The following is a 14,099-nucleotide window of genomic DNA, read 5'->3' as shown; positions in this document are numbered from 1 at the left end:
CACCCGCCTTTGGAGCAAACCGCATGTCTCATAAAGGCACGGCCGTTATAACCGGCGCAGATACCGCAATAGGCACAGCGTTCGCCCATCGACTGGCACAGCGGGGTTACGACTTGATTTTGATTGCGGCTGATCGGCCGCAATTGATGACACTCGCTGCAACGCTCACTGACTCCAGCGGTCGGTCGATTGAAGTGTTGAATGCGGATTTGGCAGTGTCTGCCGAAGTGGTCCGCATTGAGGGCGTGTTAAGCCAGGACGCCAGCATCACGTTGCTGATCAACCATCACGACATCACTGAGGCGCATGAGATCAGGGCGACAATCGCCTTGGGAGTGACGGCTCCCGTGTGCTTGTCGTATGCCTTGGCGAATGGTTTTGTAAAACGTGACATCGGAACAGTGATCAACCTGGTGCCCGTGTTCGAAGCGAGTTCCGGCGCTGCCATTGAATCGGCGAGTAGCGCTTTTCTGCTCTCGCTATCCGACACGCTGCAACAACGTTTCAATAACGTCGCCGTGCGTGTCCAAGCCGTTTTGTATGCGGGGTTACCGCCGATCCGATACCAGCGTGCAGTAGCCATCGTGGACGCAGCGCTGGAGGATTTTGATGCTGGAGTAGCCATCTCGCTACCGACGTTTGCCCATCGGGTGGCATGGAATGCCTTCGTGGCCGCCCGGCTGGAATTGTTCAGCGGGGTAGGGGGGGCGTCCAGCATCGTGGCGCCTGCACACCTGCTCCATTGAACGTGGTCGTCACTGCCTCATTCCCCGCGAAGTGCGAGCCCTCAACCGCGGCGTCACAAAATCAAAGAACGCGCGTAGCTTCAACGGCAGCGGCGTTTGTCCTTTGTGCACAAGGTTGATGGGCAAGGGCGCTGATTCAAATTCATCGAGCACGATGCTCAGTTCCTTGTTTCGTACTGCGTCTGCGACCTGGTAGGACAGCACACGGATCACGCCCACCCCAAGAATCGCTGCGGCGATAGCCGCTTCGGCGGCGTTGACGGTGAGCCGTGAATGCATCGGCACGGACTGCTCCGATTTGCCGGTGCCAAACACCCAGGCGCGCATGGACGCGAGGACTTCGAAAGTGATGCAGTCATGCCCGGCGAGATCTTGCGGTGTGGTCGGCACGCCATGGCTTGCCAGGTAGGCCGGACTCGCGCAGACAACCCGGCGCACGGTTCCGACTTCCGTTGCCATCAGCCTGCTGTCGGGCAGTTCGCCAATTCGCACGGCGACATCGGCGTGTTCATCCATCAGATGCACGACGCGATCGGTCAGCACCAGGTTGATGTCTATCTCCGGGTAGTGCGCGAGAAATTCAGCCACCACTGGCACTACGTGCAAGCGCCCAAACACGACCGGGGCGGTGACCACCAGTTCGCCTTTAGGGCTGGCGTATTCACCCGTCGCCGCGCGTTCGGCTTCGCCAATCTCTTCGAGAATGCGTCGGCAGGCCGCCACGTAGGAATCGCCAGCCTCGGTTAACGAAAGCTGTCGCGTCGTCCGATGCAGCAGGCGTGTGTGCAGATGCGCTTCCAGTTCTGCCACCTTGCGGCTGACGGTGGTCAGGGGCATGCCGAGGCGACGCGCTGCCGCCGACAGACTGCCCGCATCAACGACGGCGATGAGGATGGACATGGATTCAAGACGGCTCATCAGACTCTACCAAATACTGGAAGGATGCTTCCCGATCCTATGGGATTCTCTTGATAAATGCGAGTCGGTAAGGTTCAAGCCTAACCTCCGGCCCGCGGCGTCCCGCTGCACATACTGGGGAGATTGAAAGGAGAGCGCCGTGAGCGGCCAGCCCGATACATCTGCTAGTTCCCCTGCGCCCGCGATAGCGTCGCGCGGCAAGATCATCATGATGGCGATCATCGCCGGCGCGGTGATCACCAACATCTATGCCACTCAGCCGATCCTGCCGTTGATCTCGTCGGGCCTGGGGCTCGACCTGACGACGGTCGATCTCGTCGCCGGCGCAGCACTGCTCGGCTTCGCCTTCGGGCTCGCTTTTCTGTTGCCGCTGGGTGACCGTTTTGATCGGCGCAAGCTGGTGCTTGGGCAGATCGCGGTGGCCTTTTTATTCGGTCTCGCGGCGGCGTTTGCGCCCGGCATCTGGGCGCTGATTGCGGCGTCCTTTGGCCTTGGCGTCGTCAGTTGCGTGCCCCAACAACTCGTCCCCTTCGCGGCGGTGATGTCGCGGCCGGAAGAACGCGGGCGCTCGGTCGGCACCGTGGTCAGCGGCATCATGGTTGGCATTCTGCTTGGCCGCACGATCAGCGGCGTGGTGGGAGCGGCCTGGGGTTGGCGCGCGGTCTACGGCGTGGAAGCCGCGTTCATGATCCCGGTGTTTATCGCCGCGGCGATGCTCCTGCCGCGCGGCGTGCCCACCACTAACCTGTCCTATGCAAAGCTGCTCGCGTCGCTCTGGCCATTGGTGCGCGACAATCGGCCGATCCGTGAATCAATGATTGTCCAGGCGCTGTTGTGGGCGTGTTTCAACGCCTTTTGGGTCAATCTCGCTGCGCTCCTGAGCGATGGTCCCTGGCACCTTGGCAGCGCGTGGGCAGGCAGCTTCGGCATCATTGGGGCAGCCGGTGCGCTTGCCGCTTCACTGGGTGGTCGCGCCACTGACCGGATGGGTTCGCGAACGGTGATCGGGGCCAGTATCGGCATCGTTACCCTGGCGTTCCTGCTCCTCGCCGGGGCGCAGACCTCGATTATTTTCCTGGTGATCGGCGTCATCGTTCTCGATATCGGCGTGCAGTCGGGCCTGGTGTCCAACCAGACCCGCGCCTTTGCAGTCGATCCCAAAGCACAGGGCCGCATTAACAGCCTGTACATGACGGCCACCTTCCTCGGCGGTGCGCTGGGCGTGACCATCAGCGGCTGGCTGATGAGCCGCTACGGCTGGTCGGGCATCGTGGTCTTCGGTATTGCGCTTGGGCTGATCGCGTTGGCCATCCACTGGCTCGGCGCGCCGCGCCGCCAGGCAAGCGCGGATGTCGGGGTGCGGTAAGGCTAATCAGATATCTGTAGGAGTAGATCTCTCTGCTCCTGCGTCCGTCCCTTTTTTCCTACTGTCCTCGGCTAAATCCCTGCTGAAACAGAACCAGGTGCAGCGCGCTTTGCTGGAGCATGCGACCGCCGCGCTGGTGGGCACGTTAGCGTCGACCTTCAGCCTTGAATAACGAACCACCACGATGCTAGTGCCATCGGTGCCCACCGGGATGCAATCGGCGTTGTTGCAAAGCCGTCCGGACATCGCTGCGGCTGGACGATCAGCACGCGGCGGCAGAGGCTGTGCAGTACACGGAAAACCTGTCGATGGCCCGCTACAAACAAGGCGCGGTCGGTTACCTTGATGTGGTGGTGGCGCAGACCGCTTCGCTGCGAGCCCAGCGCAGTGTGCTTGAGTTGCAGAACGCAACAGTTGGCGGCGAGTGTTGCGCTGATTAAGGCGTTGGGGGGAGGTGATGGGGTGAAACAGGTGTAAGGACTAGACACTATTGAGCGGCAACCTCTGGCTGATAGCTGCCGGTAGGGCTCCCGGCATCCACGGGAGGCTGATTGGTTGCATAGCTCCGGACGGCGAATACCTTCCGTGCTGTCCACTAGCATCGGCTGAATCATCCACGCGGTCGACGCTGATACACTAATTTCTACCATATGCTTATAAGCGGTCAATCCGATGGGTCTTGAGATGGATATCAAAGAGTTTTGCCTCGCTCATGGATTCGATATGAGCAAATGTGCAGTAGCGTCCGGCGGTGGTAGTTTTGGAATGACGGAGCTGAAAATCTCACCAATCGAATTTTTGACCTTGGCGGAGGACGATTTTGAACGGGGCGGTTTGTCGGCTCTTATCAACGCAACGACTAATGTGAAACGTGCCATTGTCGGCCAGCTTGATCAGTTGCTGATCTCTTTTGGCTATCCTTCACTTAGATGGAACGTGCCGAAGAAGATCGAACGACTAAGGGCCCTTGGGTTATTGGCGCCAAGACTGTTGCGCAAAATCGTTGATATGCGAAATATTCTTGAGCACGAGTACACAACACCTGAGCTTGAAAAAGTTGAGGAAGCTTTGGATATCGCGAGTCTATTTGTGATGTCCGCTTCAGCTATGTTCATTCCATTCGATGACGTCTTGGAGTTTTCACTCCCTGACCTAGACGCTACGGATAGTTCTGTAACACGCATAACAGCGGGGTTAAATCGAGAGTTTGGCAGAGTTTTTTACACTGTTTACGCGTACGAACCGGGCGAGTATGCCGGGCGTTGCGTCGGACAGTGTGAAATTCAATCAGGGCATGTTCTGTTCGAAGCGATGGTGAAGCTTTCCGCATCTCTGATGCTTCGATACAAGGTAAACCAAGCACTCAGTGATTTTGACGCAGCCTATGCTCAGCTTTGAGTACTCGTTAGCTTAGAGAAAAAAGGGGGCAGATTTTTTAGGAAAATAATCTGGCCCCTTTTTTTCAGCTAAAGAACTCAACCTCTCCACCCACAAGCTTATAGATAGCGCCTACAATTTTTATTTTCCCATCCTGCTCAAGCTTATTCAGGGTAGGGCTGTGTTTACGGATATCGGCCAGCGTCATCTTGATGTTGGTGCGTGCAACAGAATCGACAAATTCATAGTTGTCAGCCGTACGCTTACCTGCATATACCGTTTCATCAACTGCTGGTTTGATTTTGCTCAGCAACCCAGTCAGGTTTCCAAGCTCGGCATTGGCAATGGCACCCTTCACCGCACCACAGGAGGTATGCCCCATCACCACTACGACCTTGGCTCCAGCCAGAGCACAGGCAAATTCCATACTGCCGAGAATGTCTTCGTTTTGCACATTGCCAGCCACGCGGCAGTTAAACGTTTCGCCAATCCCGGCATCTAGAAGGATTTCCGCCGGGGCACGCGAATCAATACAGCTTAAAATTACCGCTGACGGATACTGCCCTTCTTGACTGGCGCGCTTTTGCGCCAAATAGTCGTGCTGCTGCATTTTGCCTTTACGGAAACGCAGGTTGCCAGATTTCAGGCTTTCAATGACCTGATCCGGCGTCATTTTATCCCGCTCTTCTTTGCTGAGCGCTGCGGCAAAAGACACTGAAGGCACGGTTAACCCGGCCATTCCAATGCCAGTAATCGTTAATGCAGAAAGGGCAGCTCCGCGCTTGAGCAGCATGCGGCGGGATGGGAGCTGCGGGTTAGAATTTTTCATTCTTCAACTCCTGGATCGTGGCATTGGAACCATTAACTGTAGAAGCCCTGGAAAGACTCGCAAGCAAAGCGGACAAGTTGATGCCCCCGTATTTTGTCTTTTTCGGTATTCACTGCGATTATCGTATTGCTTTGCAAGAAGGAGTAGGGAAGTGAGGTTGCGGCCCTAGGTGAAGATGCCAGCGCTTTGAATTAAAAAAGGTAAAAAGGGGGCGGGTTTATGTTTAGAAAAATAAACCCGCCCCCTTTTTTAAATAATCAGCTAAGGAAGTTGCAAGGCGTTATAAGTGTTATTCCAAAAAGGTATTTTGGCGGCTTTGGCAGTGGCTAAGCTCTGTGCTATGAGCGATTTCGTTATTCTGGATAAAAAATTAAATTTTCTATCGTGACGACGTTAAGTTTCATCGAGTGTATTAGGAGATGTATATGTGCGCCCCGAACTCAATTCATCCTGACGCGAACATTGAGCGGAATCGAATAATGGCGCAGTGTAATTATACGCAACGATTGGTTTCCACGGTGACTTGGCTTGAAGCACTAGCAGGTTGTAGAACCAAAGATATGACAGGACTGCGCCAGAGTAATGAAAAACATCTTAATGGCCGCTTATTTGTTGCAGAGTATGGGCTACCTGGTCTATTTGGTTCAACAACAGCGCAGACCGTAGCTTTGACTTACTCGGAAGGCCCCAATAGCTGCTGGGATGTACTTCTTTGTGATGTGGATTGTAAAGGATGGTTAATTGGGCAAGACCCTCCTGAAATTAGGGCTTGCAATCGTGTGCTACCTTAGCGCTATAAAGAGTTCAGAGCATGAACAAAATAAAAAAAAGAGCGTTAGACGAAGTACTTCCCCCAGCGGAGCGGGATGCCATGACTATTTTTGTCATTGAAAATCGCCCAGTTCTGGATACGCTGCGGGCAACACTTGAATATGTATCGAGTGGCAGTCGAACAAGTCGTGACTTTTTAGAGCGTAAAAATCATTTAGTTGGAGGGCACGAGCAAGTGCAAATACTGATGCAGCTTGCCGTTGAGAACGGATTGCAATTCCAGAAAGGAGACAGTCTTGGTGAGATTGTTTTTGGTTTGCTAGGTCAAAACTTAAAGGTCACAGTAAGGTGTGATGTTGAAATTGACCGTGCTTTGCTTGAATCCAGCTTGGTTAGGGGTGATTGAAGCATGATTGGATGGGCAAGCAGCATTGAAGTAATGTCTGATATTTGTGGTGCTGCGAGTGGTTTCATTCTGCTAGCACCGACTTATCGAATTTTAATTCATCGTCGGGTGCTATATAACTTGCAAAAAGTGATGCTTGCAAAATTTTCAAATTTTGGCGCGCCGATGGATGCTGATTTGAAGGCTCAGCTAGAAGCTATAAAAGCTTCTGTGGATGAATATAATCCAAAAGACACCACTTTAGTTATGTGGGGGATTTGGTTGGTTATTATCTCGTTTGTGCTCAAAATTATTTATCATGCTTCAACTAAGTTTCTTTGAGTGCATTGAGAAATTTTTGTCCTGACATACTCATAAAGATTTGTTCATGCCAATCGTCACTGACTGCTTTTGGCCGATAGCCAGCTAATTCAAGAGACCAAGTCGCCATACATCCGCGTCGGTCACCCTTATAAATACGTCAATGGTTCGGTGGAAGCTTTTAAAGCATTCACCTTCTGTAGGAAGCGCACATCGGCTGTTTTCAACAGATTCTGAAGGCGCATGTTTAAATGCCCTCAAGGTTACGTCCTGAAAGCTACAAAACCTTGCGCCGTTGCCTACGGCTGCACCAGAATCCGCTGGCTTGTGCGCTTTTTGGCCTCTCGGTAACTTGATTCGTATCACTGCCCATCAGTGATCGGGTTTAGCAGCCCGGGGTTATAAGCAAGCTGCACAAGCTGTTGTCAGTCAGGTATTCCCATGCTTGCACTTGATGGTGGTTGTGCGCAGGGCGTCTTCGGGCGCGCCGGCTTTGCTAGCTTCCCCGGTCTGCTAACCTGCGTACAGCTGCCTCCCTCACGTTTAGCAGCAAGAGGGTTGGCACTCAATTAGAGAAGCAAGCGCATGTTCAAAGTAACGCCAAACCCACCAGACACCGACCCAACCTCCCCATACGTACCCGATTCAAAGAAATTCCACGAAGCCGCCGAACGCGCCCTCGACTTCCACTTCCCGTCAAACGCCGACATCAAAGCCACCCCGCGAATCCGCAGCACGCTGTTCTCCGTTGACCCAGAAGCCACTGCCGAAACCCTGGCGGTTTTTCTGGTCGAGACGCTGGCGTCGGTCGATGTGATGGTTCATCAGTTGGTGGATCATTTGGAGGGTGAGTCGCGCTATGCGCTGCTGGGCATTTCGAACAGCATCATGGTGGCGGAGATCACGGCGAACCGGGTGCTGGACAGGATTGAGCCACCTGCGTAATCGCTGTCCCTCGCGACAGGTTTCTCATCCTTCGATCTATCTGTTTTCATAAAATCGGGGCGCTCGACGCCCCGATTTTTTTGGTGCAAGTCTCGGCTCCTGCGCGCCTGTTTAGCGCCTCTTTCTCTGCGACAAGGGTGTAGGCCGGCTAATGGGCGTCTCCTTTTCTGCATGGTGAACCGTATTCAAGATGTCATCGCTGCTGTGCCTGGAATCAGGTTGATCTCGCAGCTTGGTCCACTGCGACCGTCACTGACGTCAATGCCCTCGCGGATTTCTAACTGATCGGCTACCGATCCATCCGAGTGAGCGGGATCATGTATCGTGAATGTTGTGTGGGTCTTTGGTAAATTCGGCTGACATACAGACTGCTTGGCGCTCAGCTTCAGATACTGAGCTTTAAATTCGGAAATCTTCATGGCAAAGAAATCAATAGCATCCTCCACCGACACATCGGTGACAGCAGCCAAGAAGGGTTCCAGCCTGACCTTGATTGATGTTGCCAAGGTGGCGGGTGTTTCGCCGATGACCGTTTCCCGGGCATTGCATCGACCGGAATTGGTTACCGAGGATACTCGCGAAAAAGTTCGTGAAGCCGTGCGTAAGACTGGGTATGTGCCGAACATGCTGGCCGGGGGATTGGCGAGTAATAAAAGCCGTTTGGTCGCGATTTTCCTGCCGACTATCGCAAACTCGATTTTCGCAGACACGGTGCAATCATTGATGGACCGCCTGACCCAAGCGGGCTACCAAACCCTGCTGGGTCTTACCGGCTACTCCGCCGAGCAGGAAGAAAATCTGCTTGAAGCGGTTCTTGGTCGGCGTCCGGACGGGATTGTTTTGACTGGCACACTTCACACCGAATCAAGTCGGCTACGCCTTGCTCAGGCGGGTATTCCGGTCGTTGAGGCGTGGGACTTGAGCGAAGCGCCCCTGGATATGCTGGTCGGTTTCTCTCATGAAAAAGTGGGGGAGGAGACCGCACGGCATTTGTTGAAAAAGGGCTACAAGCGTTTCTCGGTGGTGACGATCAGTGACCCTCGCGGGCTGCGCCGTTGCAACAGCCTTATCGCGGAGTTGAAGCGCCACGGCATCGAAGAAGTCCCCATGGAAGTGTTGGCGCCGCCAGCCACGCTCGAAGTCGGCAGGGAAGGGCTACGACGGCTGTTGGAGCAACCCGTTCGCCCCGACATCGTGGTGTGCAGCTCTGACACCGTGGCACAAGGCGTTTTGGCAGAAGCCGCCAGCCGAGGGATGAATGTGCCCTCTGACCTCGCTGTCATGGGGTTCGGGGATTTGAGCAGCGCGGCACAAGTTTATCCATCGTTGTCGACCGTCAGCGTCGATGGCAAAAACATTGGCCTGCAAGTGGCTGAGGCGCTGCTCGAGCGCTTTGAACAACCCAATGCCAGTCATCCTCCTGTGCGAATCGACACAGGTTTCACCCTCATCGACCGCGCCAGTACCTGACCTGAAAAATCTGTTTTACCGACAAACGCATGGTTGAATGATTGCGCAATCAGTGTAGTATCGGCTCAAAGGCTCTATCGACGGGGCCTTTTTTAGCAACCTGTATGATTGCGCAATCATTGCCCGATCAATCCGCTATCAGGAGCTGTAAGGGCCACAAGGATTCATTGCTGTACTCACAATAAGGAAAATAATAGTGATCAACCCTACGCAAGCGGTAGCGAAGACAAACGTCCGCTATCTGATCCTCGTGATGATTTTCATCGTCACCGTTTTCAACTACGTTGACCGGGCAACGCTGTCCATTGCGGCCCCCAGCATGCGCACAGATCTTGGCTTCGATGCCATGACCATGGGCATCGCCTTTTCGGCATTCGGCTGGGCTTACACATCGATGCAGCTTCCTGGCGGCATCATCCTCGATCGATTCGGGTCACGCCTTGTTCTTGGGATGAGCCTTATCATCTGGTCGGTTTTTACCTTCCTGCAAGGCTACGTCGACCTGTTCAGCTCGGCCTTTCTCGCGCTGTTTGTTTTGCGTTTCATGATGGGTGTTGCCGAAGCTCCTGCGTTCCCCGCCAATAACCGTTTGACCGTTATGTGGTTCCCGCGCCACGAACGTGGTTTGGCCACGGCGGTGTTCCAGTCCGCTCAGTATTTTGCCCTCGCAGCTTTCACGCCCTTGATGGTGTGGCTGGTCAGCACCTGGGGTTGGCAGCACGTGTTTTGGGTCACAGGTGGCGCCGGTATCCTGATTGGTTTTATGTGGTTCCGAATGGTTCAGGAGCCACGCAAAGACAAGCGTGCCAATCAGGCCGAGATCGACTACATCGAAGCGGGAGGTGGCCTGCCAACCATCGGTGACGTGAAAACGCCGTTCAGTTGGAAGCGCATGAAGGCCATCGGCGGCAACCGGATGATGGCGGGTATTTATCTTGGGCAGTTTTGCCTGACGTCGATTACCTGGTTTTTCCTGACCTGGTTCCCGACTTACCTGATCGAAGCCAAAGGCATGACCATGCTGAAGGTCGGTCTGGTCGCCGCCATTCCACCTATCGCCGGGTGCCTGGGTGGCATGATCGGCGGCGTCTGGTCGGATTGGATGCTACGCAAAGGCTTCAGCCTCACCGCGGCGCGCAAGACCCCGATCATCTGTGGCTTGTTGCTCTCCAGCAGCATCATGGTCGCCAACTACACCCAGTCGATCACCTTGGTCATTCTGGTGATGTCCGTCGCCTTCTTCGCCAAAGGCGTCGGCAACCTGGGCTGGTGCATCGTCGGTGACGTTTCCCCGGCGCGGGCCATGGGCGTCAGCGGCGCCATGTTCAACTTCTGCGGCAACCTCGCCAGCATTGTGACGCCTATCGCCATCGGCGTGATGATCAACCAGTTGGGATCCTTCGATGTCGCGCTGATGTATGTCGCGGGCATGGGATTGCTCGGCGCGTTTTCCTACCTGTTTATCGTCGGGCCACTCAAGCGCCTGCAACTTGATGATTTCGAAGATCTACCGGTCAACCCTGCCGAAGGCGTTGCGGTGAATCCCCAGTTTTCGAATCCCCGTACCTGATCTCTTTCAAGACCTCATCACTGTTAAGGAGAGCAACATGCTCGCACAACAAGAACCTATCAAATCCTCCGACGATGATCGCATTGCCTGGGTTCGGGTCTCTTCGGTAATTCTGCCTCTGGCCAATCCGATCAGCGATGCCAAGGTGCTGACCGGACGGCAAAAGCCGATGACCGAGATCGCCATTCTGTTCGCGGAAATCGAAACCATCGACGGTCACCGTGGCCTTGGTTTCAGCTACTCCAAGCGTGCAGGCGGGCCGGGTCAATTCGCCCACGCAAAGGAAATCGCTCCGGCGCTGATCGGGGAAAACCCGAGTGACATTTCCAAGCTTTGGACCAAGCTGTGCTGGGCTGGCGCGTCCGTAGGCCGCAGCGGCATGTCGACTCAGGCCATCGGTGCCTTCGACGTGGCGCTGTGGGATTTGAAAGCCAAGCGCGCCAACTTGTCACTGGCCCGATTGCTCGGTGCTCAACGCGATTCGGTACGCTGCTACAACACCTCGGGTGGTTTCCTTCACACGCCGCTTGACCAGTTGATGAAGAACACCGACCTGTCCCGGGAGAAGGGCATTGGTGGTATCAAACTCAAAGTCGGGCAGCCGGATTGTGCCATCGATATCAAGCGTGTCAGCACCGTGCGCAAGCACCTGGGCGACAACTTCCCTCTGATGGTCGATGCCAATCAGCAATGGGATCGCCCGACGGCCCAGCGCATGTGCCGCCAGTTCGAAGAGTACAACCTGATCTGGATTGAAGAACCGCTGGACTGCTATGACGCCGAGGGCCACGCCGCGTTGGCACAACAATTCGATACGCCGATCGCAACGGGTGAAATGCTAACCAGCGTTGCCGAGCACGCCGAGTTCATCAAGCTGCGCGGCGCTGACTTCCTGATGCCCGATGCACCACGAGTAGGCGGTATCACCCCTTACCTGAAGGTCGCAGCAATGGCCGAGCAAGCGGGACTGATGCTGGCTCCGCACTTTGCGATGGAGTTGCACGTTCACTTGGCGGCGGCGTACCCGACCGAACCGTGGGTCGAACACTTCGAATGGCTTGAGCCGCTCTTCAACGAACGCCTGGAAACCCGCGACGGCCGCATGCTGGTCCCCACACGTCCCGGTTTGGGGCTGACACTCAGCGAGCAAGTCAAACCGTGGACGGCGCAAGAAGCTGAGGTGGGTGCTCGTCCCTGAAAAACGTTGGTCGCCCGGTGTAATGCTGTTCACTTAAAAAAGCGTTGCTGTTGATCGTTCCCACGCTCTGGCGTGGGAGTGACTCTCGACAGGAACTCTGGTATTCCCACTGACCCGCCAGCGGCTTCGTTCAACCTGGCGTGTTTGGTCGTCATTGAATTTGAATGAAGACACCTGACGCTGCCAGAATGGTTGCTCAGCCGAGATGAGTGTTCTAAATGCCGTTACCCGATATTGTGACCGCCGAAGCCGTTGCGCTGCATGCAGGCGTATCCCGTTCTGCGGTGTCGAGAACCTTTACCCCTGGCGCCAGCGTATCGGCGCGCACACGGGAGAAGGTACTTCGGTCCGCTGAGGCATTGGGGTATCAGGTCAACTTCATTGCGCGAACGATGAACAAGGGCAGCAGCAATTTCGTTGGCGTGATCACGGCAGGATTCGAGAACCCGTTTCTGGCGAGCCTGCTGGGGCCATTGACTCACCATTTGAATGTCCACGGGCTAATGCCACTGTTGATGAACGCCAACGACCCCGAACAACTTGAGCGCTCGATGCATGACTTGCTTAGCTATCAGGTCGTGGGCGTCATTCTCACTTCTTCGGCGGCATCGGTTGAACAAGTCGAGCGCTATCTGCACCGGCAAGTGCCTCTGACCATGATCAACAGCGCCATCTCGGTCAGTGGCGCCAATGCGGTCACCAGTGATCACGTAGAGGGCGGCCGTCTTGCGGCGAAAGAACTGTTGCGAAGCGGTGCGAAACGTCTGGCATTCATTGGTCAAAGTGAAAGTCATTACAGCTCTCGGCAACGCCTTCTGGGGTTCCGGCAGGAGCTGCTCGCGAACGGCATGGAGGCGTTCGTAGAACATTACGAAGGTGCGGGTGGCTACGAGGGCGGACGTCGGGCTGCACTCGCGTTGTGGAGCAGCGCTGCCAGGCCAGACGGCATTTTTTGCGCGACAGACATGCTGGCGCTGGGCGTGTTGGACGTTCTGCGAGTGCATAAGCAAGTTCGCGTTCCTCAAGACGTAGCCGTCGTCGGGTTCGACGATATCCCCCAGGCGGCGCAGGATGCGTATGGCTTGACGACTATTCGCCAAGACCCGGATGCGCTGGCGCGTTTAGCAGTTCGAGCCACTTTGGAAGGATGCGACGCACCTTTGGTGGCTCAGGTCGCCCTGACAAAACGTTCCACCACAATGGAATAAATAGTTTAAAAAATTGTTGAAAAGAAATTTTATTTCATGTTTTATGAGGGTGACGTTTTTCCTGAAACCCGTCGAAGTGACCTTGTCACTTTTTTTTAATCCTGTTTTGCACACGTGTGCAAAACTCTCCAAAAGCGAGGTAGAGAGGTATGCAGCCACATCGGCAGGCGTCCTGTTTCCTGGATGACCAAGCGCTGCAAGCGCGCTATGCATGTGCGAAAGCGTTGGCCATAGAGGCGGCGCAACGGGCTCTGGGGCCATACCATCAGCGCGATCAACTTGTTGTCGGTCACAAGGGTGATGAGCTTCAGGATTTGGTCAGCGCTGTTGATAAGGATGTAGAAGCATTCATCAAAACGCGCCTGGCAGAGCTTTTTCCCGAAGATGGTTTTCTGGGCGAAGAAACCGGCGGTGCCGCGTTGAATGCCCGTTGCATCTGGGTCGTGGATCCTGTCGACGGCACAAGTTGTTTCGTCAACGGGCTACATAGCTGGTGCGTCTCCATCGGTCTGTTGGTGGATGGCCAACCCTGGCTTGGCGCGGTCGCCGACGCGGTGCATGACGAGTTGTTTCATGCCCTCGTCGGGCAGGGTGCCTGGGTCAACGATCAGCGTCTTTGCGTGCACAGTGCGGTGGATGTCCGGCACGGTGTCATGGGCGTCGGTACTTCGCATCGTCGTGGCAAGGAGCATTTCATCCCGTTCGTTTCACAGTTGCTGGACCAGGGAGGCACCTTCATTCGAAATGGATCAGGGGCATTGATGATTGCCTACGTCGCAGCCGGACGGCTGATCGGTTACTACGAAACTCACATCAATAGCTGGGATTGTCTGGCCGGGTTGGTCCTGGTGAGCGAGGCGGGTGGCGTCGCCAATGATTTCCTGCGCAATGATGGCCTGGTCAATGGCAACTCGCTTTTGGTGGCTGCCCCTCGAATCTATGAGCAGGTGGCCTCAATGATAGGTGTATCGCTGGAAGATTAATTAACCAACCGT

Annotated in this window: 15 protein-coding genes; 12 read left to right on the top strand and 3 right to left on the bottom strand. The window is 55.2% G+C overall.

Annotation, left to right across the window (positions count from 1 at the left end; genetic code table 11):
- Positions 1-23: 23 nt before the first annotated feature.
- Positions 24-746 (top strand): SDR family NAD(P)-dependent oxidoreductase, encoded by a 723-nt coding sequence (locus tag ACM6I0_RS07715; protein WP_414921925.1) that lies wholly within the window; start codon positions 24-26, stop codon positions 744-746.
- 9 nt (positions 747-755) lie between these two features.
- Here ACM6I0_RS07715 and ACM6I0_RS07710 read toward each other — a convergent pair whose 3' ends face one another.
- Positions 756-1,664: a LysR family transcriptional regulator gene (locus ACM6I0_RS07710; RefSeq protein ID WP_414921924.1), complete on the bottom strand. Its 909-nt coding sequence runs from the start codon at positions 1,662-1,664 to the stop codon at positions 756-758.
- Positions 1,665-1,803: 139 nt separating this feature from the next.
- On the opposite strand from ACM6I0_RS07710, the gene ACM6I0_RS07705 reads away from it, so the two are divergent.
- The 3 genes from ACM6I0_RS07705 to ACM6I0_RS07695 all read left to right on the top strand — a co-directional run bounded on the left by ACM6I0_RS07705 (position 1,804) and on the right by ACM6I0_RS07695 (position 4,428).
- Entirely contained in the window at positions 1,804-3,030 is a 1,227-nt protein-coding gene (locus ACM6I0_RS07705; protein WP_259156364.1) for an MFS transporter, read from the top strand.
- A gap of 308 nt (positions 3,031-3,338) precedes the next feature.
- Positions 3,339-3,470, top strand: a complete 132-nt coding sequence (locus ACM6I0_RS07700) for a hypothetical protein (RefSeq protein WP_414921923.1) — start codon at positions 3,339-3,341, stop codon at positions 3,468-3,470.
- 244 nt (positions 3,471-3,714) lie between these two features.
- Complete coding sequence (locus ACM6I0_RS07695) at positions 3,715-4,428, top strand: hypothetical protein (protein ID WP_414921922.1); 714 nt, start codon at positions 3,715-3,717, stop codon at positions 4,426-4,428.
- A 64-nt stretch (positions 4,429-4,492) separates the two neighbouring features.
- On the opposite strand, the gene ACM6I0_RS07690 is transcribed toward ACM6I0_RS07695, so the two are convergent.
- Entirely contained in the window at positions 4,493-5,236 is a 744-nt protein-coding gene (locus ACM6I0_RS07690; RefSeq protein ID WP_414921921.1) for a carbonic anhydrase, read from the bottom strand.
- 811 nt (positions 5,237-6,047) lie between these two features.
- Here ACM6I0_RS07690 and ACM6I0_RS07685 point away from each other — a divergent pair.
- The 3 genes from ACM6I0_RS07685 to ACM6I0_RS07675 all read left to right on the top strand — a co-directional run bounded on the left by ACM6I0_RS07685 (position 6,048) and on the right by ACM6I0_RS07675 (position 7,658).
- The gene (locus ACM6I0_RS07685; RefSeq protein ID WP_414921920.1) at positions 6,048-6,413 is read left to right on the top strand and encodes a hypothetical protein; all 366 of its coding nucleotides are present in this window, start codon (positions 6,048-6,050) and stop codon (positions 6,411-6,413) included.
- Positions 6,414-6,416: 3 nt separating this feature from the next.
- Positions 6,417-6,734, top strand: a complete 318-nt coding sequence (locus ACM6I0_RS07680) for a hypothetical protein (RefSeq protein ID WP_414921919.1) — start codon at positions 6,417-6,419, stop codon at positions 6,732-6,734.
- Positions 6,735-7,298: 564 nt separating this feature from the next.
- A complete protein-coding gene (locus ACM6I0_RS07675) occupies positions 7,299-7,658 on the top strand; it encodes a DUF6124 family protein (RefSeq protein ID WP_414921918.1) in 360 nt (119 codons plus the stop codon).
- A gap of 185 nt (positions 7,659-7,843) precedes the next feature.
- Here ACM6I0_RS07675 and ACM6I0_RS07670 read toward each other — a convergent pair whose 3' ends face one another.
- The gene (locus ACM6I0_RS07670) at positions 7,844-8,128 is read right to left on the bottom strand and encodes a hypothetical protein (RefSeq protein ID WP_414922554.1); all 285 of its coding nucleotides are present in this window, start codon (positions 8,126-8,128) and stop codon (positions 7,844-7,846) included.
- On the opposite strand from ACM6I0_RS07670, the gene ACM6I0_RS07665 reads away from it, so the two are divergent.
- From ACM6I0_RS07665 to ACM6I0_RS07645, 5 genes are all read left to right on the top strand, one after another.
- Entirely contained in the window at positions 8,076-9,128 is a 1,053-nt protein-coding gene (locus tag ACM6I0_RS07665) for a LacI family DNA-binding transcriptional regulator (RefSeq protein WP_414921917.1), read from the top strand. The genes ACM6I0_RS07670 and ACM6I0_RS07665 overlap by 53 nt on opposite strands.
- Before the next feature lie 253 nt (positions 9,129-9,381).
- Positions 9,382-10,698, top strand: a complete 1,317-nt coding sequence (locus ACM6I0_RS07660) for an MFS transporter (protein WP_414922524.1) — start codon at positions 9,382-9,384, stop codon at positions 10,696-10,698.
- Positions 10,699-10,735: 37 nt separating this feature from the next.
- Positions 10,736-11,896, top strand: coding sequence for an L-talarate/galactarate dehydratase (locus ACM6I0_RS07655; protein WP_414921916.1), 1,161 nt, complete (start codon positions 10,736-10,738; stop codon positions 11,894-11,896).
- 218 nt (positions 11,897-12,114) lie between these two features.
- Complete coding sequence (locus tag ACM6I0_RS07650) at positions 12,115-13,104, top strand: LacI family DNA-binding transcriptional regulator (RefSeq protein ID WP_414921915.1); 990 nt, start codon at positions 12,115-12,117, stop codon at positions 13,102-13,104.
- Between the two features lie 149 nt (positions 13,105-13,253).
- Positions 13,254-14,087, top strand: coding sequence for an inositol monophosphatase family protein (locus ACM6I0_RS07645; protein ID WP_414921914.1), 834 nt, complete (start codon positions 13,254-13,256; stop codon positions 14,085-14,087).
- Positions 14,088-14,099: the final 12 nt, after the last annotated feature.

The organism is Pseudomonas sp. IT-P294 (assembly GCF_949767865.1).
GTDB lineage: Bacteria > Pseudomonadota > Gammaproteobacteria > Pseudomonadales > Pseudomonadaceae > Aquipseudomonas.
This window is presented reverse-complemented; position numbering and strand designations above follow the sequence as displayed.

Excerpts from the sequence above, each read along its gene's own strand:
- ACM6I0_RS07715 (WP_414921925.1), top strand. The coding sequence starts at position 24 with ATGTCTCATAAAGGCACGGCCGTTATAACCGGCGCAGATACCGCAATA.
- ACM6I0_RS07710 (WP_414921924.1), bottom strand. The coding sequence starts at position 1,664 with ATGAGCCGTCTTGAATCCATGTCCATCCTCATCGCCGTCGTTGATGCG.
- ACM6I0_RS07700 (WP_414921923.1), top strand. The coding sequence starts at position 3,339 with ATGGCCCGCTACAAACAAGGCGCGGTCGGTTACCTTGATGTGGTGGTG.
- ACM6I0_RS07695 (WP_414921922.1), top strand. The coding sequence starts at position 3,715 with ATGGATATCAAAGAGTTTTGCCTCGCTCATGGATTCGATATGAGCAAA.
- ACM6I0_RS07690 (WP_414921921.1), bottom strand. The coding sequence starts at position 5,236 with ATGAAAAATTCTAACCCGCAGCTCCCATCCCGCCGCATGCTGCTCAAG.
- ACM6I0_RS07685 (WP_414921920.1), top strand. The coding sequence starts at position 6,048 with ATGAACAAAATAAAAAAAAGAGCGTTAGACGAAGTACTTCCCCCAGCG.
- ACM6I0_RS07680 (WP_414921919.1), top strand. The coding sequence starts at position 6,417 with ATGATTGGATGGGCAAGCAGCATTGAAGTAATGTCTGATATTTGTGGT.
- ACM6I0_RS07675 (WP_414921918.1), top strand. The coding sequence starts at position 7,299 with ATGTTCAAAGTAACGCCAAACCCACCAGACACCGACCCAACCTCCCCA.
- ACM6I0_RS07665 (WP_414921917.1), top strand. The coding sequence starts at position 8,076 with ATGGCAAAGAAATCAATAGCATCCTCCACCGACACATCGGTGACAGCA.
- ACM6I0_RS07660 (WP_414922524.1), top strand. The coding sequence starts at position 9,382 with ATGATTTTCATCGTCACCGTTTTCAACTACGTTGACCGGGCAACGCTG.
- ACM6I0_RS07655 (WP_414921916.1), top strand. The coding sequence starts at position 10,736 with ATGCTCGCACAACAAGAACCTATCAAATCCTCCGACGATGATCGCATT.
- ACM6I0_RS07650 (WP_414921915.1), top strand. The coding sequence starts at position 12,115 with ATGCCGTTACCCGATATTGTGACCGCCGAAGCCGTTGCGCTGCATGCA.
- ACM6I0_RS07645 (WP_414921914.1), top strand. The coding sequence starts at position 13,254 with ATGCAGCCACATCGGCAGGCGTCCTGTTTCCTGGATGACCAAGCGCTG.